14 protein-coding genes and 1 pseudogene are annotated in these 20,885 nt (G+C 65.8%); 5 read left to right on the forward strand and 10 right to left on the reverse strand.

Annotated elements, in window-relative coordinates; translation table 11 throughout:
* The first annotated feature begins 63 nt into the window (after positions 1 to 63).
* The 3 genes from KBY88_RS08515 (at position 64) to KBY88_RS08525 (ending at position 3,224) form a co-directional block, all read left to right on the forward strand.
* On the forward strand, positions 64 to 1,176 hold the full coding sequence (locus tag KBY88_RS08515; RefSeq protein ID WP_254939493.1) for a DUF4912 domain-containing protein: 1,113 nt from the start codon (positions 64 to 66) through the stop codon (positions 1,174 to 1,176).
* A gap of 192 nt (positions 1,177 to 1,368) precedes the next feature.
* Positions 1,369 to 2,766: a phospholipase D-like domain-containing protein gene (locus KBY88_RS08520; RefSeq protein ID WP_254939494.1), complete on the forward strand. Its 1,398-nt coding sequence runs from the start codon at positions 1,369 to 1,371 to the stop codon at positions 2,764 to 2,766.
* Positions 2,767 to 2,789: 23 nt separating this feature from the next.
* Positions 2,790 to 3,224: a hypothetical protein gene (locus tag KBY88_RS08525; protein ID WP_254939495.1), complete on the forward strand. Its 435-nt coding sequence runs from the start codon at positions 2,790 to 2,792 to the stop codon at positions 3,222 to 3,224.
* A 19-nt stretch (positions 3,225 to 3,243) separates the two neighbouring features.
* On the opposite strand, the gene KBY88_RS08530 is transcribed toward KBY88_RS08525, so the two are convergent.
* Complete coding sequence (locus KBY88_RS08530) at positions 3,244 to 3,600, reverse strand: hypothetical protein (RefSeq protein WP_254939496.1); 357 nt, start codon at positions 3,598 to 3,600, stop codon at positions 3,244 to 3,246.
* Between the two features lie 212 nt (positions 3,601 to 3,812).
* Here KBY88_RS08530 and KBY88_RS08535 point away from each other — a divergent pair, with 212 nt between their 5' ends.
* Positions 3,813 to 5,444: an alpha-D-glucose phosphate-specific phosphoglucomutase gene (locus KBY88_RS08535; RefSeq protein ID WP_254939497.1), complete on the forward strand. Its 1,632-nt coding sequence runs from the start codon at positions 3,813 to 3,815 to the stop codon at positions 5,442 to 5,444.
* A 49-nt stretch (positions 5,445 to 5,493) separates the two neighbouring features.
* Here KBY88_RS08535 and KBY88_RS08540 read toward each other — a convergent pair.
* The 8 genes and pseudogenes from KBY88_RS08540 to KBY88_RS08575 form a co-directional block, all read right to left on the reverse strand.
* Positions 5,494 to 6,459, reverse strand: a pseudogene (locus KBY88_RS08540) (putative bifunctional diguanylate cyclase/phosphodiesterase).
* Between the two features lie 24 nt (positions 6,460 to 6,483).
* Positions 6,484 to 7,764: a sensor domain-containing diguanylate cyclase gene (locus KBY88_RS08545; protein ID WP_254939498.1), complete on the reverse strand. Its 1,281-nt coding sequence runs from the start codon at positions 7,762 to 7,764 to the stop codon at positions 6,484 to 6,486.
* Positions 7,765 to 7,889: 125 nt separating this feature from the next.
* Positions 7,890 to 8,264 carry a PAS domain-containing protein gene (locus tag KBY88_RS08550; protein WP_254939499.1) on the reverse strand — a complete coding sequence of 125 codons (375 nt, stop codon included), beginning with the start codon at positions 8,262 to 8,264 and terminating at the stop codon, positions 7,890 to 7,892.
* 267 nt (positions 8,265 to 8,531) lie between these two features.
* A complete protein-coding gene (locus KBY88_RS08555) occupies positions 8,532 to 11,792 on the reverse strand; it encodes an efflux RND transporter permease subunit (protein WP_254939500.1) in 3,261 nt (1,086 codons plus the stop codon).
* Positions 11,793 to 11,801: 9 nt separating this feature from the next.
* Positions 11,802 to 12,968 (reverse strand): efflux RND transporter periplasmic adaptor subunit, encoded by a 1,167-nt coding sequence (locus KBY88_RS08560; RefSeq protein WP_254939501.1) that lies wholly within the window; start codon positions 12,966 to 12,968, stop codon positions 11,802 to 11,804.
* A 27-nt stretch (positions 12,969 to 12,995) separates the two neighbouring features.
* Positions 12,996 to 13,313, reverse strand: a complete 318-nt coding sequence (locus KBY88_RS08565; RefSeq protein ID WP_254939502.1) for a hypothetical protein — start codon at positions 13,311 to 13,313, stop codon at positions 12,996 to 12,998.
* Positions 13,313 to 16,621 (reverse strand): efflux RND transporter permease subunit, encoded by a 3,309-nt coding sequence (locus KBY88_RS08570; RefSeq protein ID WP_254939503.1) that lies wholly within the window; start codon positions 16,619 to 16,621, stop codon positions 13,313 to 13,315. Before KBY88_RS08570 ends, KBY88_RS08565 begins: the two co-directional genes overlap by 1 nt.
* A 14-nt stretch (positions 16,622 to 16,635) precedes the next feature.
* Positions 16,636 to 17,727 carry an efflux RND transporter periplasmic adaptor subunit gene (locus KBY88_RS08575; protein ID WP_254939504.1) on the reverse strand — a complete coding sequence of 364 codons (1,092 nt, stop codon included), beginning with the start codon at positions 17,725 to 17,727 and terminating at the stop codon, positions 16,636 to 16,638.
* Between the two features lie 107 nt (positions 17,728 to 17,834).
* Here KBY88_RS08575 and KBY88_RS08580 point away from each other — a divergent pair, with 107 nt between their 5' ends.
* Positions 17,835 to 20,072 (forward strand): AAA family ATPase, encoded by a 2,238-nt coding sequence (locus KBY88_RS08580; protein WP_254939505.1) that lies wholly within the window; start codon positions 17,835 to 17,837, stop codon positions 20,070 to 20,072.
* Positions 20,073 to 20,117: 45 nt separating this feature from the next.
* On the opposite strand, the gene KBY88_RS08585 is transcribed toward KBY88_RS08580, so the two are convergent.
* On the reverse strand, positions 20,118 to 20,789 hold the full coding sequence (locus tag KBY88_RS08585) for an alpha/beta hydrolase (RefSeq protein ID WP_254939506.1): 672 nt from the start codon (positions 20,787 to 20,789) through the stop codon (positions 20,118 to 20,120).
* Positions 20,790 to 20,885: the final 96 nt, after the last annotated feature.

Genomic DNA, 20,885 nt, shown 5'->3' on the forward strand with positions numbered 1-20,885 from the left:
TGGGACGGGGCCCTGGGCGGAAAAAGTCATGCAAACTGATCCCAAACGAAATCAGGAAACGCTGTGAGTCAGACCCTCTCTTCTCTAGCCCGCTTGACCCTCCGGCAGCTGCGTCAGATGGCCAGTGATCTGGGGGTCGGTCTTTACAGCCGCAAATCCAAGCAGGAATTGGTGGAAGCGATCAACACCCGGCAACCAGGCGATGACGCCCCGGACACTCCGGCCCTGAACCTGCAGGCGATTGAGGCGGAGCTGCCGCCTGCCCCCCGGCCGGCCTCCCCCACCAAGGTGGTGTTTTTGCCGCGGGATCCCCAATGGGCCTATGTGTTCTGGGAGATCTCCGACCCTGATCGTCAGGGAGCCCTGACCATCGGCGCCACCCAGCTGGCCCTGCGCCTGGCCGATGTGACGGGCCTCGCCAATGGTGCCACCCACCCCCACACCCTGCAGGAGGTGCCGGTGGATGCCCACGCCACTGAGTGGTACCTGCCCGTGCCACTGAGCGACCGCGACTACCGGGTGGAGCTGGGCTACCGCCGACCGGCCGGCGGCTGGATCTCCCTGGCCACATCTTCTGTGGCGCGCGTTCCGGCCCTGCATCCCAGCGAGCAGATCCTCGATCAATTCGTGCCCTTCACCCTCGAATCGTCGGCACCTGGCACCACGGGCACTCTGCCCAGCCTGCCCAGCCCTGTGGAGGCCGCCGACACCGACCTGCATGAGCGGCTGTACCAAAGCGCCACGGTGCGGTGGAAGCGCTTCGGCCGCGGCTCAGAGGCCTTCCACGAAATCGAGGACAGCGACCATTCCCGCCTCAGCGGTGTAGGCCTCAACCCCTCGGGCATCGGCCTTTGGGCCAGTGGCCGCAATGAATCAGGCCTGGGCGGGGTGGCCCCGCGCCAGCGGGCCTTCTGGCTTGTGGCCGACGCCGAGCTGATCGTCTACGGCGCCACCGATCCCTCCGCCCGGCTCTTGATCGGCGAGGAGGAGGTGCCCCTCTCCAGCGATGGCACTTTCCGGGTGCAGGTGCCGTTCCGCGATGGCCTGCAGCTTTATCCGATCCAGGCGATCGCCGCCGACGGTCAGCAAAAGCGCAACATCACCCTGCGCTTCGAACGCGACACCCCTGAAGACAACAGCAACCCCAGCGATCAGGCCGTCGCCGAGTGGTTTTAAGCCCCCAACGGCGCTGAACCGCTGGAGGGAGAGGCCGCCCGCCACCTCCCCGTCCACCTCTGGGAACCCTGAACCGGACCAGCGGAACCGGCAACCATGGGCGCCAAGGCCAATCCTTCGGCAGCGATCAGCCCCCACGATCACGTCTTGGAGCCTCCCGGTAGGGGCCCGCTCAACTGCCTGGGGCTTGGCTTGTTGACCCTTGCCGGGGCGATTTCCCTGGGCGGCTGCGGCGCCAACGCCCGGCTGATCGGCTCAACCCCTGCGCAACCGCCGCTGCCCAAGGGCTTTGAGCTGGTCTTCAACCAGCGCGGAGAAACCAGCTACCGCAGCCCGATCAACGGTCAGCAGCGCCCAGGCGATGACCTCGAAGCCCTGGTGCTTCGCTCGATCCGGGAGGCCCGCAGCGAACTGCTGGTCGCCGTTCAGGAGCTCTCTCTGCCGGAGGTGGCCCGGGCCCTGGTGGCCAAACAGCGTGAAGGGATCACGGTGAAGGTGGTGCTTGAGAACACCTACAGCACCCCCTGGAGCCAACAGCACGCCCTCGATCTCAACCCCCACCAGCGCCTGCGCCAGCGGCAGCTGAGCGCCCTGGCCGATCGCAACCACGACGGAGTGCTCAGCTCCGAGGAACGGGAGGCGGGCGATGCGGTGCTCATCCTGCAGCGAGGGGGTGTCCCCCTGATCGATGACACCGCTGACGGCAGCGCCGGCAGCGGCCTGATGCACCACAAGTTCCTGATCGCCGACCGGCGCGTGCTGGTGACCGGCTCGGCCAACTTCACCCCCTCCTGCATCCACGGCGACCCCGACTCCCCCAGCACCCGCGGCAACGTCAATCACCTCCTGCGCCTGGAAAGCGCTCCATTGGCGGCTGTGTTCGTGCAGGAGTTCCAGAAACTCTGGGGGGATGGTCCCCAGGGCCAACCCGACAGCCGCTTCGGCCTGGAGAAAAAGGGAACAGCGATCCAGCGGGTCGATGTACAGGGCACCGCCGTGGATGTGCTCTTCGCCCCCCACCGGTCCAAGGATCCTCGCAACGGACTTCTGGTGCTGGAGCAGAGCCTCAACCAGGCCCGGGAGCGGATCGATCTGGCCCTGTTCGTCTTCTCGGCCCAGAACCTCACCGAGGCCCTGGCCCACCTGCGCACCAAGGGCGTGCGCCTCAGGCTGCTGGCCGATCCGGGCTTCGCCTACCGCTCCTTCTCCGAGGTGCTGGATCTGCTCGGGATCAACCTGCCTGATCGCCGCTGCGGCATCGAAGCGGGCAACAAAACCTGGAGCGCGGCGATGGAAACGGTGGGGGTGCCACGGCTCGCGGGGGGCGACAAGCTCCACCACAAATTCGCCGTGATCGACCGGCGCACGGTGATCACCGGCAGCTTCAACTGGAGCCCGTCGGCCGCCCACGGAAATGACGAAACCCTTCTGCTGATTCACTCACCTGCGCTGGCGTCCCAGTTCGAGCACGAGTTCGAGCGGATGTGGCGGGGGGCCGAGCTCGGGGTGGCCCCGCGGCTGGAGCGCAGATGGGCGCGGATGCACAAGGCGTGCGGCAGCGGCCAGAGGCGCCCGATGCCGGGGCGATGATGGGGCTCATCTGTGCTGCCTCCATGGCTCGGCCCAACGCCTGCGCCCTCGGCCTCCTCGCCGCGGCACTCCTGCCCTGGAATGCACCACCCGGCGCCCAGGCCGCTCCGAAAACCCCTGAGCCGGACTTTCCCAGCCAAGAGACCCTGCGCACCATGCAGCTGAGCGCGATCAACTGCGCCCGCGAAAACACCGCCATCACATGCGACCCCTCGCGCAAGAGCGCCGATGGGTTGCTGGACAACCCCTGGCTCTCGGCCAGTTGCAAAGACGATCTCTGGGAGATTCGCCAGAAATCAGTGACCGCCTCCAGCAACAGCTACAAGCGCCGCGAAGCCCTCAACAAGCTGGCGGAAGGCCTGCAGAACGTTTGCAAACCCACCCTCAAACCTCTGGTGGCCCCGGCCCCCGCAGCCGCGCCCAAGCCAAAGAGCGGCTTTAACTTCGGCACCCAATGATCCCCGCGAGGGCGGAGCCCTAACGGTTCACCTCCACCGGGCCTGGGCCGCCCACGGCCACCGGAGCGGCCAGGAGAATCACTTTGCGTGCTGTGTCCTCCATCGCACCCAAACTCCAGGGGCCCGTGATCACCGAAACCTGATCGGCTAACTGGCAGAGCGGGTTGCGCTGGCCGCTCGCCTCGCAACTGGCCGACAATCCCAGCATCGCGTTGGTGAGCTTGCCGCGCAGACAGGTCTCCGTGCCGGTCTGAGCCAGCACCGCCTCGGCCGCCCTGACGCTGGTGCCCACCGCCTGCGCGTAGGGATGGGCCTTGGGCCCACCCATCACCGCCGCCGCGGGGCGCAGGGAAGCGGCGCCGAGCAGCGCCAACACCGACAACGCCAGAGGGAACGCAGCCGCCCCTCGCCCGATGGATCGGGGCGGAGCCGAGCCTGGTGTCGCCCCTTCCTGATGCATCGGCCTTCCTCCAGGGCGCAAACCCGACCAACGTTTCCCCACGGGTTTTGCCCCAATCGCCTCAGATCAACCTAGCCAGGGCCCAAGCAAGGGAGCGGTCTAATTTGGTGCCCCCGGAAGCCCCCCCAATGGCGCACAGCGTCAGCCTGGCCCAGCCCTTCAGCGATCAGAAACCGGGCACCTCTGGGCTCCGCAAGAGCAGCCGTCAGTTCCAGGAACCCCACTACCTCGAGAGCTTCATCGAAGCGATCCTGCAGGTGGTTCCAGGGGTCGAGGGGGGCACCCTGGTGCTGGGGGGCGATGGCCGCTACGGCAACCGGCCCGCCATCGACGTGATCGCCCGCATGGCCGCCGCCCACGGCGTCGCCCGGCTGATCACCACCACCGGCGGCATCCTTTCCACCCCCGCCGCCTCCCACCTGATCCGCCGCCACGGGGCGATCGGCGGCATCATCCTCTCGGCCAGCCACAACCCCGGCGGCCCCGAAGGCGACTTCGGCGTGAAGGTGAATGGCGCCAACGGCGGACCCGCCCCCGAATCAATCACCGACGCGATCTACGCGGTCACCACCGCTCTGGAGAGCTACCGCATCTGCGATGCCCCGCCCCTCGATCTCGACACACCGGGCCACGCCCAGATCGAGGGCCTGCAGGTGGAGGTGATCGATGGGGTCGATGACTACGTGGCGCTGATGCAACAACTCTTCGACTTCGATCAGATCGGCGATCTGCTGCGCCACGACTACCCGATCGCCTTCGATGCCATGCATGCGGTCACCGGGCCCTACGCCCATCGGCTCCTGGAGGGCCTGCTGGGGGCACCGGCGGGCACGGTGCGCAACGGCACGCCCCTGGAGGATTTCGGCGGCGGTCACCCCGATCCCAACCTCACCTACGCCCATGAGCTGGCGGAGCTGCTGCTCGACGGCGACGGCTACCGCTTCGGGGCCGCCTGCGACGGCGATGGCGATCGCAACATGATCGTGGGCCAGCGCTGCTTCGTGAACCCCAGTGACAGCCTGGCGGTACTCACCGCCAATGCCAGCCTCGCCCCGGGCTACGGGGCCGGGCTGGTGGGGGTGGCGCGCTCGATGCCCACCAGCGCCGCCGTGGATGTGGTGGCCAAGGAGCTGGGCCTGCCCTGCTTCGAAACGCCCACGGGCTGGAAGTTCTTCGGCAACCTGCTCGATGCCGGCCGCATCACCCTCTGCGGTGAGGAGAGCTTCGGCACCGGCAGCGACCACATCCGCGAAAAGGACGGCCTCTGGGCGGTGCTGTTCTGGCTGCAGATCCTGGCGGTGCGGCGCCGCTCGGTGGCGGAGCTGATGGCGGAGCACTGGAGCCGTTTCGGCCGCCACTACTACTCCCGCCACGACTATGAAGCGATCGAAAGTGGACGCGCCCAAGGGCTCTACGACCGCCTCAGGGGCCTGCTGCCCTCCTTGGTGGATCAACCCTTCGCCGGCCGCCGCATCGCCACCGCCGACGACTTCAGCTACAGCGATCCAGTGGATGGCTCCATCACCAGCGGCCAGGGCCTGCGCCTGCTGCTCGATGACGGCAGCCGGGTGGTGCTGCGGCTCTCGGGCACGGGCACCCAGGGGGCGACCTTGCGCGTGTACCTCGAGCGCTACGAGCCCAGCGGTGGCGACCTGGACCAGGATCCCCAAGTGGCCCTGGCTGACCTGATCGCGGCCATCGATCAGCTGGCGGAAATCAAACAGCGCACGGGCTTTGGGCGGCCCACAGTGATCACTTGATCGGGATCACCTGATCGAGATCACTGGTTCGAGCTCACGGGAATGGTGGTCAAGGGCTGGCTGGCGGCGGCGGCGCCCACAGGCTGGGGTTGTGGGCCGCCATGAAGGCCTCGAACGCCTCCACCTGGAGCGGTCGGCTGCAAAGATAGCCCTGAATTTCATCACAGCCCTGCTGACGAAGGTAGGCCAGCTGCCCCTCCGTTTCCACGCCTTCGGCAATTGCCTTGATGCCGAGATTGTGGGCCGGATGAATGATCAAGCGCACGATCGTGCGGCCGTCTTCAGAGGTTTCAAGATCCCCGATGAAGGACTGGTCGATTTTGAGCTTGTTGACCCTGAGCTTGCGCAGGTAGCTGAAGGAGGAATAGCCCGTCCCGAAGTCGTCGATCGACCAGGTGATTCCCAGCTCCCGCAGCTCGCCCATGATCTGGGCCACCCGCTCGGGGTTGTGCATGGTGACCGACTCGGTGAGCTCCAACTCCAACCAGGAGGGATGCACTCCCTCCTGCACCAGCAAAGCCTCCAAGTGCTCCACCAGGTCGGGTTGGAGCAGCTGCTGGGCGGAGAGGTTCACCGCCACCACCACAGGAGAACGACCGGGCTGGTTCCAGTGGCGCAGCTTCTCCAGCACCCGGTGGAGCACCCACTAACCATGGTTAACGATCAGGCCGTTGCTTTCAGCGATTGGGATGAACTCCCCCGGTGACACGGGCCCAATGGAGTGATGGTTCCAACGCAGGAGTGCCTCGGCGCCCACCAGTGCGCCGCTGCGCAGGTCGAGCTGGGGTTGATAGTGCACCGCGAACTGTTCACGGGTAATCGCCTCATGGAGGCCATTGCCCAGCACCAGCCGGCGATCGGAGCCGGCGAGGAACTCGGCGTGAAACAGAGTCACACTGTTGTGTCCGTCCTCCTTGGCCGTGCGCGCACTGACCTCAGCCTTGCGCAGCAAGGTCTCAAAATCGTCGCCATCGAAGGGATGGAGGCTCACACCGGCGAAGGCGCAGACGCGCACTTCCTTGAGTTCCGCCCGGACGGGTCAATTCAGGCGTTGCCGCAGGGCATGGGCCTGGGCAACGGCCTCCAGCTCATCGGTATCCGGCAGCAGGACCACGAAGGTATCCGCCGCAAACCTAGCCAGCACTTGGTTGGCCGAGGGGTTGGCGGCCCGCAGGCGATCGGCCATGGCGATCAGCAGGATGTCGCCCACGGGGTAGCCGTAGGCTTCATTCACCAACCGCAGGTTGTCGATATCGAAGACCAGCACGGCCAGGGTCTTGATGGGACTCCTGTTAGAAGCGATGGCCTGGTTGAACTTTTGACGCAATTGAAGGGCATTGGGCAGACCCGTGAGCTCATCGAAGAGCGTGAGCTCATCGATGAGCGTGAGCTCGTCGATTCTGGCCTGGTAGCGCTTGCGCTCAGTGATGTCACGGGTGCCCCCATCGATCTCAAGACGGCCCCTCAGTTCGTTGAGCACCGGGTTGATGATCACCTCCACGTTGTGCCGCTCGCCATTGGTATCACCCTGCAGCAGATCAGGACGTCGAGGCAGTGTCGCCTTGAAGCCGTCCGTTTCGACCCGGCAGACCATGGCCGCGACCGTCTCCCGCAAGGAAGCAAGACTGGGAGGCGAGAAGCAGAGATCGAGGGGTGCCTGCAGCACCTCCTCGGCCTTTAGCCCCCGTAACCGCTCAATGGCAGGGCTGACGTAGAGGAAGCGGAATCTGATCGGATCCAGGCTCCAGATCACATCGCTGATGCTCTCGGTCAGCTGGCGATACTGGCGTTCGCTGGCACGTAAGTCCACCTGAAGGGTCTTGTTGTCCTGTTCACGCGCGAAACGATCCAGGGTGAGATCCAGGTCGTTGACGAAATCTTCGAGCGGCAAACGCGTGCGCACATCGAATAGCTCCTCCTCTCCGAAGTACAGCGTGATCCCCCCCACCACGGAGCTCTTCTCATGCAGGGGAAGGCTGGCTGAGGATCGCCTGCCGTACTGCCGGCCTAAGTCGTGCCAGGCGGCCGCCAACGGATCGTTGCTGACATCATCGACCGAGCAGGGATGGTCTTCTCGCACGGTCGTGCCGGTGGGGCCACGGCCACCGGGCTCATCGGCGCGGATCGAGAGCGAAATTCTGCTGAGGTAATCGGTGCCGCTGCCGGCGCAGGCCTTCATTGGCAGCGCCCCCTTGGCAGGGTCCACCTCGCCGATCCAGACCATCTTCACCTCCCCGGATTGCACGGCCAGATCGCAGAACGTTCGGAAAAGCTCGTGCCGGTTAAGGCTCTTTACGCTCGCACGATTGCAGTTCCGCAAGGTTTCGTAGAATCGATTCTGCCGATCAGGTTCTGGGGCGTTTCCACCATCGCGGTCACATCCCGCAACAGCACGACGAACCGATCACCACTTGGTTGGGCCGCTGGCCACGTCGCCACGGAGAGTTAGAACCAATGAAGACCCTCTCCAAGCACATGGGAAATGCGGCGACCGACAGAACGGCCACGGTCGTCGGCCTCAGCGATGGCCTCGCGGTTCACCCGCCCGGCATCCGCAGGAAAGATGTCCCCAATGGTTCTGCCCAGCAGGGCCTGTGGTGTTTCGTCCCGTTGCAAAGGTCGGGTCCCATAGGCGGTGAGGTAAACACCCTCGCGATCAAGTTCAAAGAGCCGATCGGGCAGGGCGGCAAGGATCGCCCCCTCGTGATCAAGCGCCTGGATGACCTCCCTGGCCTGGCGCTTCGAAAGGATGCCAAGGCGCCTGATGTTGAGAAGCAACAGAAGAGCCCCCAACACCACCAGCACCAGGCACCCAGCCACCAGCGACTCGTTGTCGTGGAGCCAGCCAATGGCCCCTGGCACACCTAATTACTCCTGGGGGACCTCGATCATCCCCCCCCTGCAACCCGCGGGGGTGCCGTGCAATCGCAGCAAGGAAGGGAGGGGAGGCAGGGGTTTCAGCGACCGCCGGAGCCCCCTACGGACCACAAGGAGTACCTCAAGGCATCCTTCGATTCTTGGGAAACTCTAAAGAGTGGATTGTGCACTGGGCATCCTCCAGGGGAGTGGCCCGGGCCGGGACTCTGCCTAAGCAGAGTCTTGGCGATCCGCCTCAGCGAACCAGGCCTGTTCCAGCCCCTTGATCACCACATAGAAGGGCGGCACCACACCCAGCGAGAGCACCGTGGCCACCAGCAGGCCGCCGAAGATCACCGTGCCCAGGGATTGCTGGCTCTGGGCGCCGGCGGAGTGGGCCACCACCAGGGGCATGAAGCCCGCCAGGGCCGCAATCGCCGTCATCAGGATGGGCCGCAGCCGCGATTCCGCAGAGGCAATCGCCGCCTCCACCGCACTCATCCCGGCCTTCATGTGCTGCTCGGCCACCTCCACGATCAAGATGCCGTTCTTGGCCGCCAGTCCGATCAACGTCACCAATCCCACCTGGGCGTAGATGTTGAGGTCGATCGAGCGGATCGCCAGAAACGCCAGCGCCCCGAGCATCGCCAGGGGCACGGTCATCAGGATGATCACGGGGGTGACATAACTCTCGTACTGGGCCGAGAGCACCAGATACACCACCAGAATTCCGAGCCCGAAGACCAGCACACTGGCGCCACCTGCCGAAAGCTGGAGGGCGGCCAGGCCCGTGAAGGCATAGCCGATGTTGTTGAAATCGAGGTTGGTGAACACCTCCTGAATCTTGGCCAGCGCCTGGCCGGAGCTCTTGCTCGCCGCCTCAGCCCCCTGCACCAGGATCGTGCGGTAGAGGTTGTAGTGGCTGATCACCGGCGGGGCGCTGGTGAGCGTGACCTTGGCAAACTCCGACACGGGCACCAACTTGTTGTCGTTGGAGCGGACGTAGTATCCCTCCACGTCTTCGATCGTGCTGCGGTTAGCCGCCTGTGACTGGACGTAGATGTTGCGCACCTGGCCGTTCTCATAGGTGAGGTTGGCGAAGTTGCTACCCGCCAGGATGCCGATCGTGCTCATCGCCTGGGAGAAATCGATGTTCAATGCCCCCAACATGTCGCGGTCGATGCTCAACTCGAAGGCCGGGGCACTGGGGATGAACTGGGTGTAAACCGAGCTGAAGAAACCGGTGGCCTGGGCTGCCGAGGTGAGTTTGGCGGCCTGTTCCGCCAGCTGAGTGAAGGTGTAGCCGCCGTTGCTGAGGTCGTTGAACTGGAAATAGAAGCCCCCCTGGGAGGAGAAACCTGGAATCGCCGGAGGCAAGCCGGCGCGTACGAAGCCGCTGCTGATCGTTTGCAGGCTGTCGTTGAGCCGTTGCACCACAGCGGCGGCCGAAGCCGAGGCGGCCGAGCGCTCCTCCAGGGGCTTGAGTCCGAAGAAGAACACCCCCTGGTCGGGGCTGGCGCCATTGAAGCCGTAGCCGCTGACCACCGTGCCAGCCACGATCTCCTCCTCCTTGCCCAGCACGCGGGACACTTCCTGGGCCGTGGCCTGGGTCTGGCTGAGGGAGGCGCCGTTCTGGAGTTGGAAGAAGCCCACCCCATAGCCCTGATCCTCGTCGGGGATGAAGGCCGAAGGCAGACTGGTGAAAGCGAAGACCGTGAGGACGATGCCGGCACCAAGGCCCACCAGAATGAGGCGGCGGCGCCGGATCAAGGTGGCGACCAAGGTGGCATAGCCGCTCTCCACCTTGGCAAAGAAGACGTTGAAACGATTGAAGATCCAGGGCAGGTTGGCCCCGGCCAGCACGCCGAGCACCACGCCGAGGATGTAGGTCCACCCCCCCACACCGTTGAAACGGCCGAAGGCCAGACCCACCACCACCCCGAGCACGATCCAGATCGGCCCCTTGGGGGGTTGGGGCTTACCCCCAAGGATCAGGCCCGAGAGCATCGGCGAGAAGGTAAGCGCATTGAAGGCAGAGATCGCAATCGAGAAAGCGATCGTGAGGGCAAACTGCTTGTAGATGATGCCGATGCCGCCGGGGTAGAAGGCCACCGGCACGAACACCGCCATCAGCACCAGGGCCGTGGCCACCAGAGCGCCGATAAGCTCGCCCATGCATTCGATTGCCGCCTCCCGGGCCTTCATGCCCCTCTCGATGTTCTTGGACACCGCCTCGATCACCACGATCGCGTCATCCACCACCAGACCCGTGGCCAGCACCAAACCCAGAAGGGTGAGCTGGTTGATCGAGAAGCCGAAGACCTTGACGAAGGCAAAGGTGCCCACCAGGGAGATCGGGATTGCCAGGCTGGGCACCACCGTGGCACGCCAATCCTGAAGGAAAAGGAACAGAATCAGCAGGACTAGGATGATTGCCAGACCAAGGGCGTCCACCACCCCTTCAACGGCCGATTCGATGAACTGACCGATGTTGTAGATCTGCTGCACGGTGACACCCGAGGGCACACCGGCGGCAAACTGGTTCATGACCGCCACCACCCCCTCGGACACATCGAGAGCGTTGCTCGCCGGGGTCTGGAAGACCGCCACGGTGATCGAGGGATTTCCCTTCTTGTCGACCGCCACCTGGCCAAAACTGTTGAAGCCATAGGTGGCACTTCCCACATCCTTGAGACGCAGGAGGTTGCCGGAGGTGGTGCGCCCCACGATCAGATCATTGAGCTCCTCCACCGACACCAGGTTGCCGTTGTTCTTGATCAGCAGCGGGTAGGCAAAGGCCTGATCGCCGCCCGCCGGCGGGCCACCCACCAGGCCACCGATCGCCACGGTGTTCTGGTTCTTGACCGCATTAACCACATCGTTGGCCGTAAGGCCGTTGGCCGTGATCTTCTTGGCATCGATGAACAACCAGAAGGCAGGGTTGGAGCCGCCCAGCAGGTTGACGTTGGCCACCCCGGGCACCCGGCCCAGCTGGTAGAAAAGGTTTTCGTAGATCAGGCCGTTGAGGTAGGCGGCATCAAACTGGCCCTCGGTGGAGCCGACCTGATAGGCCAGCAAAATCGAGGGGGTGGACTGCTCCACCGAGATCCCAGTGGCCTGGACCTGCTGGGGCAATTGCGGCATCGCCAGGGAAACGCGGTTCTGCACGTTGACCTGATTGATGTTGATGTCTGTGCCTTCGTTGAAGTAGACGCTGATCGTGCTCGCTCCTTGCATCGTGCTGGTGGAGGCGATGTAGGAAGCGTTGGGTACGCCGTTGATCTGCTGCTCGAGCGGATTGGTGACCGACTGCTCGGTGACGATTGAATTGGCGCCGCCATAGGTGGCGCTCACCTGCACCAGCGGCGGCGCGATGTTGGGCAGGTTTTCGATCGAAAGGGTGGGGATTGCGATCAAGCCCACCAGCACGATCAGGATGCTGCAGACGGTGGTGAGCACCGGCCGCTTGATGAAATTATCGGAGAGGGACATTGCTAGGCCTCAGTTCTCCGGAGTACTGACCGCCAGCCGGGTGCCCGGGGCAGCTTCGTTGACCGGCATGCCGCTCCGCAGCAGAGCCGTGTTGCTCACCACGACCCTGTCTCCGGATTTCAGGCCGCTGATCAAGGGGAAGTGGTTGTTCTGAAGAAGACCCAGCTTGACCGCCACCTGCACCACCACCGGCTGCTGGGGGTTCTTGGCCGCCAGCAGCTCCAGTTTCCTTTTCTGCACCTCGGGCACCTGGGGAGAAGCCTTCAGCCGGGGCAGAATCGATTGAATCGGCACCACCTTGAAAACAAAGGGCTGGGACGCCTGCATCGTCACCGCCTGCACGGGCACTGCCAGGGAAGAGGCCTCCTCAGTGATGATTCGGTTGGTCACCACCAGGCCGTTCTTGAGTTTGCCGGTGAGGTTGGGGAACTCCGCCTTCACCAGCAGAGAATTGGGCGGAGAGGGATTCGTGGCGGTGGCGGGCGTGAAGTAGGGGGAAATGAACACCACCCTCCCTTCCGACTTGACCTTGGGGGTGCCCTGGGAGGTCAGCAGGACCCGCTGACCCACCGCGACCCGGCCCAGTTGGGTGGAGGGCACATCCATGCGTGTCCAGAGTGAGCTGTTATCCACCACTCCTGTGATCGATTGGCCCTTGGTGACGAAATCGCCGAGCTTGACGCTGCTCAGATCACCGAGGATGCCATCGATCGGCGCCTTCACGAAGGAGTAGCCCAAGGTGGCGGCGTCAGCTTTGGCCTGGTCTCGCGACTGGATCGCCTGGGTGATGTAGGAATCGCGGTCTTTGTTAGAAACCGCTCCCTGGTTGTTCAGGAAAACGTACCGCTCGGCGTTGATGCGATCCTTGCGCGCCTCTGCGGTGCTTGCGTTGAGCTGGGCGCTGGGCTGCACGTTATCCAGCACCAAGATGTGCTGGCCCTGACGCACTCTCTGACCCTGGGTGGCCAGGATCTTCACCACCCGTCCATCGGTCTCCGGCTTGAGCAGCACATCGGCAATCGACTCCAGCTTGCTGACCACATCGATCCCCGGGCTGAAGGTCTGGGGGGCGATCGTCTGCGTCTGGACGATCAGCAGAGGCTGGGCAGGGGGCTTGCCGCCACCGCATCCGGCCAGAAGCACCAGGGGAAGCAGCGAGACCGCAGATTTGCGCACGGAAAGAGCCCAACTGCGAACGCGAGGTTAGTCGCCCTTGGGCAGATCGTCCAAAGGCCTGTGGCGCTGGGGCCTCTGGCGCCGAGCTGCCGTGCGGGGTTGGCGGTGGTAGGCAGGATCGGGGTTGCGCTCCTGCAGCTGACGCACCGCTTCCAGCGTGAGGCCGGCCACGGCGCCGAAAGCGCAGAAAATCACAAAAAAGATCAGGTAGGTCCTGGGGCTCACCTGGGCCGGGGTGTTGGACACCACGGTCTTCAACATCAGGGCCATGGCGGCCCCCAGGGCGCCGCCGATGAGTGCTGCCAGGAGCACCTGGCGCCCGCGCAGGGGGACCGGGGGCGCCATCAGGGGGAGGCTCCTTCGATCGCCACAGCCTCAGCTCCCTCCTCCGGCGGAGCGGAAGGGGGCGGCACCAACTGCTTCATCACCACGTAGAACACCGGCACCACCAGCAGCGAGAGGATCGTGGCCACCAGCAGGCCGCCGAACACCACCGTTCCGAGAGCCGACTGGCTGCGGGCCCCGGCGCCGCTCGCCAGCACCAGCGGCAGGAAGCCGAACAAGGAGGAGATGGCGGTCATGATGATTGGCCGCAGGCGGGAGCGGGCCGCCTCCCGGGCCGCCTCCAGGGCGCTGGCGCCGGCGGCCATGCGCTGGTTGGCGAGATCGACGATCAGGATCCCGTTCTTGGCCGCCAGGCCGATCAGCATCACCAGGCCCACCTGGGCGTAGATGTTGAGCTCGTAGCCGCGGGCGCCCAGGAACGCCAGGGCCCCGAGCATGGCGGTGGGCACCGTCATCAGGATGATCAGCGGATCGCTGTAGCTCTCGTACTGGGCCGCCAGCACCAGGTAAACCACAAGAATCCCGAGGGCGAAGATCACCACCGCCAGGGCACCGGCGTTCACCTCCTCCCTGGCGATGCCAGTCCAGTCGTAGCCGATGCCAGGCACATCAAGGCTCTTGAACAGCCCCAGGATGCCCTTGATCGCCTGGCCCGAGCTGCGCCCCGGGCCCGCCGAGCCCTCCACCCGGATGGCGCGGAAGAGGTTGAAGCGGGGAATGATCGAGGGGCCTGTGACCGGCTCCACCGTGAACACCTCCGCCAGGGACACCGGCTCGCCTCGGCTGTTAGTGACGAACAGGGACCGCAGCCGCTCCGGCGTGGCCCGGAAGGGGGCGTCCGCCTGCACATACACCCGCCGCACCCGGCCCTCCTGGAAGGTGTCGTTCACGTAGGCCCCACCGAAGTAGAAGCTGAAGGTGCGCATCGCCTGGCCGTAGTCGAGGCCCAGGGAGGCGAGGCGATCACGGTCAACCGTGACGGAAAGCTGGGGCGATTCGGCGCTGAACTGAGTGAACACACGGCTGAACAGCGGCCGGCCATCGGGCCGCGCCTGGTTGGCCTTGGCGATCAGCTGGCCCGCCACCCCCGAGAACTGAGGCAGGGAGAGGCCACCCCCGCTCTGATCCAGGAGCTGGAACTCGAAGCCGCCGGAGGCGCCGTAGCCGGGGATGGAGGGGGGCTCCACCACGAACACCCGGGCCCCATCGATCACCGAGAGCTTGCGGTTCAGCCGCTCCACGATCGCGTTCACCGACTGGTCCGCATCGCCGCGGTCATCCCAATTTTTGGTGCCGAAGAAAAACAGGCCGCGGTTGGGCGCATTGCCATCGAGGCTGGCGCCGCTGAAGATCGCCGCCGAACTGATGTCGCTCTCGCTGCGCAGGATCTCCGCCACCCGGGCATTGATGCGGCGGGTGTTCTGCTCCGAGGTGCCGTCGGGGGCCTGCACAAAGCCGATGGCATAACCCTGATCCTCCACCGGCACGAACCCCGACGGGATGGCATTGAACGCCACACCGGTGAGCACCACCCCCCCCAAGAGCAGGGCCATCACCAGCGTGCGACGGCCCAGGACCCAGGCCAGAGCACCGTTGTAGCGCTCTTCAAAGCCGCCATAGAAACGGTTGAACCCCCTGAAGATCGAGGGGGTGAACCAGCCCAGGGCCAGGCCCAACAGGCCGAACAGCAACATCGGCAGGGGCCTGGTGAGGCTTCCGCTCCTGAGCAGGCCATAGATGGCCCCGATCACCACACCGCCGATGGCATAGATCCGGCGGGTCGGCGGCGGACTCTCGCGGGCCAGCAGCAGGGCTGAAAGCATCGGAGAGAAGGTGAGGGCGTTGAAGGTGGAGATCGCCACCGAAAAGATGATCGTGGCGGCGAACTGCTTGTAGATCGTGCCGGTGGCGCCGGGGAAGAACAGCACCGGCAGGAACACCGCGAACAACACCAGGGAGGTGGCGATCACCGCTCCGAACAGCTCGTTCATGGTGGCCATGGCGGCCGCCATGGCTGAGAGCCCTTCCTTCTTCTTGGTGGAGGTGTCCTCGATCACGGTGATGGCGTCATCCACCACCAGGCCCGTGGCCAGCACCAGACCGAACAGGGTGAGCTGGTTGAGCGAAAAGCCGAAGGCCATCACGAAGGCGAAGGTGCCCACCAGGGCCACCGGAATGGCGATTCCCGGCACGAGTGTCGCCTTCCAGTCCTGGAGAAACAGAAACAGGATCAGCACCACCAGCAGCACGGCGTCCCGCAGGGAGCCCGTCACCCCCTCGATCGAGGCGTTGATGAAGTCGGTGTTGTCATAGATGATCTCCTTTCGTATCCCTGGCGGCAGGGTGGCCACGAAGGTGTCGAGCACCTCCTTGACCCCATTGGACACCTCGAGGGCATTGCTGCCGCTGAGCTGATACACCGCCAGGCCCACCGAGGGCACCCCGCGCAGGTCAGTGGCCCCCACATCGAAGCTTTCACCCCCCAGCTCGACGCGGCCCACATCGCGCAGGCGGATCAGGCCCCCATCCGGGGTGGTGCGCAGAATCATGCGCCCGAATTCCTCGTTGGTGCGCAGCCGTCCCTGCAGCTGCACGGTGAAGGTGAACTGCTGGCCATCGGGCGCCGGTGCACCGCCCACCCGGCCGGCCGGCACCAGGCGGTTCTGGGAGCTCAGGGCCGCCACCACATCAGAGGACGTGAGCCGGTTGGCGGCCAGCCGATCGGGGTCGAGCCAGAGGCGGACCGCCAGCTGACGGTTGCCGAAGTAGGCGATGCTGCCCACACCCCGCACCCGGCGCAGGGCGTCGGTGAGGTTCTGATCGAGCAGGCCGCTGATCGTCTCGATGCTGAAGGGGTTAGCCGGGTCTTCGCTCACGAAGTTGGCCACCAGCAGGATTGAATTGGAGGCCTGGTTGACCACCACCCCCGACTGGCGAACTTCTTCGGGGAGCTGCGGCTGGGCCAGGGCCACCCGGTTCTGCACGTTCACCTGGTTGATGTCGCCGTCGGTGCCGCTGGCGAAGGAGACCGTGATCGCGCTGGTGCCGTCGGCAGAACTGTTGGAGCTGATGAACTCCATGTTCTGGACGCCATTGATCTGCTGCTCCAGCACGGAGGTGACGCCCTGCTCGACGCTGAGCGCATCGGCGCCGTTGTAGCGGGCGGTGACCTGCACGGTGGGCGGGGCGATGTCCGGCAGGTTCTCGACCGGCAGCAACGGAATGGCGATCAGCCCGGCGAACACGATCAGCAGGCTGCACACCACGGTGAGCACCGGCCGGACGATGAAGTTATTGGAGGGGGACATCGTTTACAGGCCGCTCAATTCGCTGCCACCGGCACCCCGTGGCGCAGGTTGAGGAGGTTGGAGGTGACCACCTGCTGGCCGGGTTGAAGACCACGCTGCACAGGAAAACGGTTGTTCTGCACTGGCCCCAGGCTGACCGGGACCTGCAGGGCAAACATGGTGCCCGGTGGCAGGCGGCGGGCGGCCTCCAGCACCGGCGCCGGCGGCTTGGTGGCCTCCAGCTCGGCGAGGCTGCCGGGGCTGAACACGAAGCTCTGGCCCGAGGTCTGGATCACAGCCTCAAACGGCACCGAGAGCTGCTCCTGCTCAGCGAGCACCAGCCGGGTGCGCACCCGCAGCCCATTGCGCAGCACCCCATCGGGGTTGGCGAAGGCCGCCTTCACCAGCAGTGACTGACTGCCGGCGTTCACAGTCGGATCGATTGAATCGACGCGACCGTTGGCGAGGGTGCGACCGGTGAGCGGATCCTTGATCACCACCAACTGTCCGGGCCGCACGCGGCTGGAGAGCGCCGCCGGCACATCGACCCGCGCCATCAACTCGGCGTTGCTCACCACCTTGGTGAGCTCCTGACCGGTGGCGATCACATCGCCGGCCTTCACCTTCAGGTCGCTGATCACCCCGGCGATCGGAGCGCGCAGATCGCGGAAGGCCAGGTCGGCTTCCCGGGAGATCACCGCCTGGCGCGAGGAGAGGTAGGCCGCCCGCAGTTCATCGCGCTGAAGGGCGCTGGCCGCCCCCTCCCGGGCCAGAAACTCGAAGCGCGCATAGTTGAGCTTGTCCTTTTCCAGCTGGGCCCGCAGGCTGGCCACCGAGGCCTCCACCTGCACCTGATCGAGCACCAGCAGCTGCTGGCCGGCACTCACCCGGTCCCCCTGGCGCACGTTCAGGCGCAGAATACGGCCGCCGGCCTGGGCGGCGAGCTGCACGAGCTTGTCGGATTCGAGGGTGCTGACCGTATCGACCCCATCGCTGAAGCGCGCCGGGGAGACCGCTGCCGTGGCCACAGGAAGCACCCTCGGCCGCACCGCCTCCGGCTTCTGGCAACCCGCCAGCGCCACCAGCAGGCCAGCGGCGCCCAGGCCGACGAGGAAAAGGCGCGACACAACCAACGGCAAACTCCGTCAGAGTCTGCCCCCCTGCCTACCCTTTGCAACCGGCCCGCCCTCTCCTGGCTGGAGTTCCCTGGAATCAGCGCCCTGTGGGGTTCAGTGTGAGCGAGCCAGCCGGCTACGACCTGTTCGCCCACCAGGAGGACCGCCATCGAGCCAAGGTGGCGCCGCTGGCGGATCGCCTGCGCCCACAAACGCTCGAGGATTTCGCCGGCCAGGAGGAGATCCTTGGGCCCGGACGCCTGCTGCGCCGGGCGATCATCGCCGATCGGGTGGGCAACCTCATCCTGCACGGCCCCCCCGGGGTCGGCAAAACCACCCTCGCCCGGATCATCGCCGGCAGCACCCGGGCCCACTTCAGCAGCCTCAATGCCGTGCTGGCGGGGGTCAAAGATCTGCGCGCCGAGGTGGAGGCCGCCCGCGACCGGCTGGGGAAGCACGGCTTGCGCACCCTGCTGTTCATCGATGAGGTGCACCGCTTCAACAGCGCCCAGCAGGACGCCCTGCTGCCCTGGGTGGAGAACGGCACGGTCACCCTGATCGGCGCCACCACCGAAAACCCCTTCTTCGAGGTGAACAAGGCGCTGGTGAGCCGCTCGCGTCTGTTCCGGCTCCAGCCCCTGGAACCCCGCCACCTGCGCCAGCTGCTGGAGCGCGCCCTCACCGACCGCGAGCGCGGCTATGGCGAGCGACGGGTGGAACTGGCGCCCGAGGCGGCCGATCACCTGCTGGATGTGGCCGCAGGGGATGCCCGCAGCCTGCTCAATGCCCTTGAGCTGGCGGTGGAGACCACCGATCCCGGCGCCGATGGCGTGATCCACATCGATCTGGCGATCGCCGAGGAATCGATCCAGCAGCGGGCGGTGCTCTACGACAAGCAGGGGGACGCCCACTTCGACACCATCAGCGCCTTCATCAAGTCGCTGCGGGGCAGTGACCCGGACGCGGCCCTGTTCTGGCTGGCGCGCATGGTGGAGGCGGGCGAAAACCCGCGCTTCATCTTCCGGCGCATGCTGATCTCCGCCGGAGAAGACATCGGCCTGGCCGATCCCCAGGCGGTGGTGGTGGTGGAGGCCTGTGCCGCCGCCTTCGAGCGCGTGGGGCTGCCGGAGGGGCTGTACCCCCTGGCCCAGGCCGCCCTTTACCTGGCAGGCACCGAGAAGAGCAACAGCCTGCTGGGCTTCTTCGACGCCCTCAAGAGCGTGCGCGCGGCCAACCGCCAGGAGGTGCCCTCCCACCTGCGCGATGCCAGCCGCGACGGAGCGGCCTTCGGCGACGGGGTGGGCTACCGCTACCCCCATGCCTATGCCGAGCACTGGGTGGCCCAGCAATATCTTCCCGGGGCCCTGCAGGGGGAGGTCTTCTGGCAGCCAGGGCGGACCGGTTGGGAGGGGGAGCGGCGCCAGCGCCTGCAGCGGCGACGGGCGGCCCAACTGGCGGCCGCGGCCGAATCGGCCGCCGAGGGGGAGAGCTTCGCCCCCCTCAGCAGCGGCCCCGAGGATCCAGCCCTGGAGCGCTGGCTCCGGCGGCAACTGGGGGCGGAAGGGGAGCGACTCGATCAACTACGCCAGCGGTTCTGGCAGAACGCCCATTGGCAGCGGCACGGCCGCACCCTGGTCCTGGAGGCCCGTTCCTTGCTCTGGGCCCTCGACCCTCTGGAGGCCACGCCGGAAGGGGGCGTGGTGCTTCACGTGGTTGAGGTGGGGGATCAAGAGCGACTCACGGCCCAACTGGACCTGCTCGACGACCTGCGCCGACCCCACCTGCTACGGGCCGCCCTCAAGGATCCGGAGGCCTTGGTGCGGCAGCTGGAACCTGGGCATCGCTTCGAAACCCTGGCGGCCCGCAACCCCTGGCGCGGCGCCGACCCCGAAACAGTGTCGGCCTGGCTTGAAACGATCGAGCGGCTGGCCGCCCCGGGCGCTGAACTGCGGCTGCTGTTCTCCGAGCCGCAACTGGGGCCCGCGGCGGCCCTGGTGGAACTGACCAGGGCCGCTGGCCCAACCCCACGGCTGGAGGCACTGGAGCAAGCGATCAGCCTCGAAGGACCCTGGTTGCGCAGCAGCCCCGATCCAGAAGCCCTCGGGACCGAGTTGAAAGAGCGGGGTTGGACGCTGGAGTCGCAGGACTGGAGCGAACCGCTGAGCCTGGAGCTCAACGATGCTGTGATCGAGCGCTGGTTCGCCCCTGGGGCGCCTTACCGCCAGAAGCTGGAGCAGACCCTGGGCACGGGGGCGATCGAAACCCTGCACCAGGTCTTTCTGACCCAGCGCGGCCGACCGCTGCCCCAGCGGCTCGGGCACCAGCTGCTGATCTCCCGCCGCCCGGGGCCGCCATGAAAAAGCCCCGGCCTAGCCGGGGCAGGGAGCCGAGGGCCCGGGGGCTCACCAGAGGCCGCGGATGGCCTCGGGAGCCGGCGCAGGCGCCGCCATGGGCTCTGGACGGACAGCGGCGATGGGTCCTGTCAGCTGGTTGGCCTGGATGCAGGCGGGCAGGAAGACGTACCAGCTGAGCAGCGAGGTGCACTGGGCCTCACCCACGCACTTGCCTTCGGCGCAGACGTTTTGCTTACCGTCGTAGGTGTTGCAGGTGTCGGCCAGGCGGTAGTCAACCGGCAGGTTGCCCATGATCTCGGCCGAGGAGATCGTGCCATCGACGGACGAGGCGATGATCGAGCTGCGCAGCGATTCCACGGCGTAGGTGGACTGGGACCAGTAGGGGAAGTAGCTGCGGGAGGCGTTCTTGAGGAACTTCACACCCGCGTCGGAGTAAAGGAAGTTCGAGACACCCACCAGATCGACGCTGTAGGGCTTGGCCAGACCGGTGCGCAGTTCGCTGGCGCTCCAGCCCGAGCGGGAGATCCCCGAAGCAAGACCCCGGTCGGTGACATCACCGCTGCCGATGAAGGTCTTGAAGGCATCGAGGTTGGTGGACCACACCGCACCGCCGGAGTTCCAGCGCACGGGGAGATCGTTGTCGACTGCCGCGGAAGCGGGCAGGGCAACGGTGGCGAGGGTGGCTCCGATCATCAGACCGGCGGCAAGACGCTTGATCACGGATGTGGCTTGGAGTACATCGAAGTCAACCTAGGCGCTGGAGTAACACTTGCCAACAACTCCGAAAGTCCTCTTGCGGGTCTCGAAACAACCCTC

Source organism: Cyanobium sp. Morenito 9A2 (assembly GCF_024345575.1).
Classification (GTDB): Bacteria; Cyanobacteriota; Cyanobacteriia; order PCC-6307; family Cyanobiaceae; genus ATX-6F1.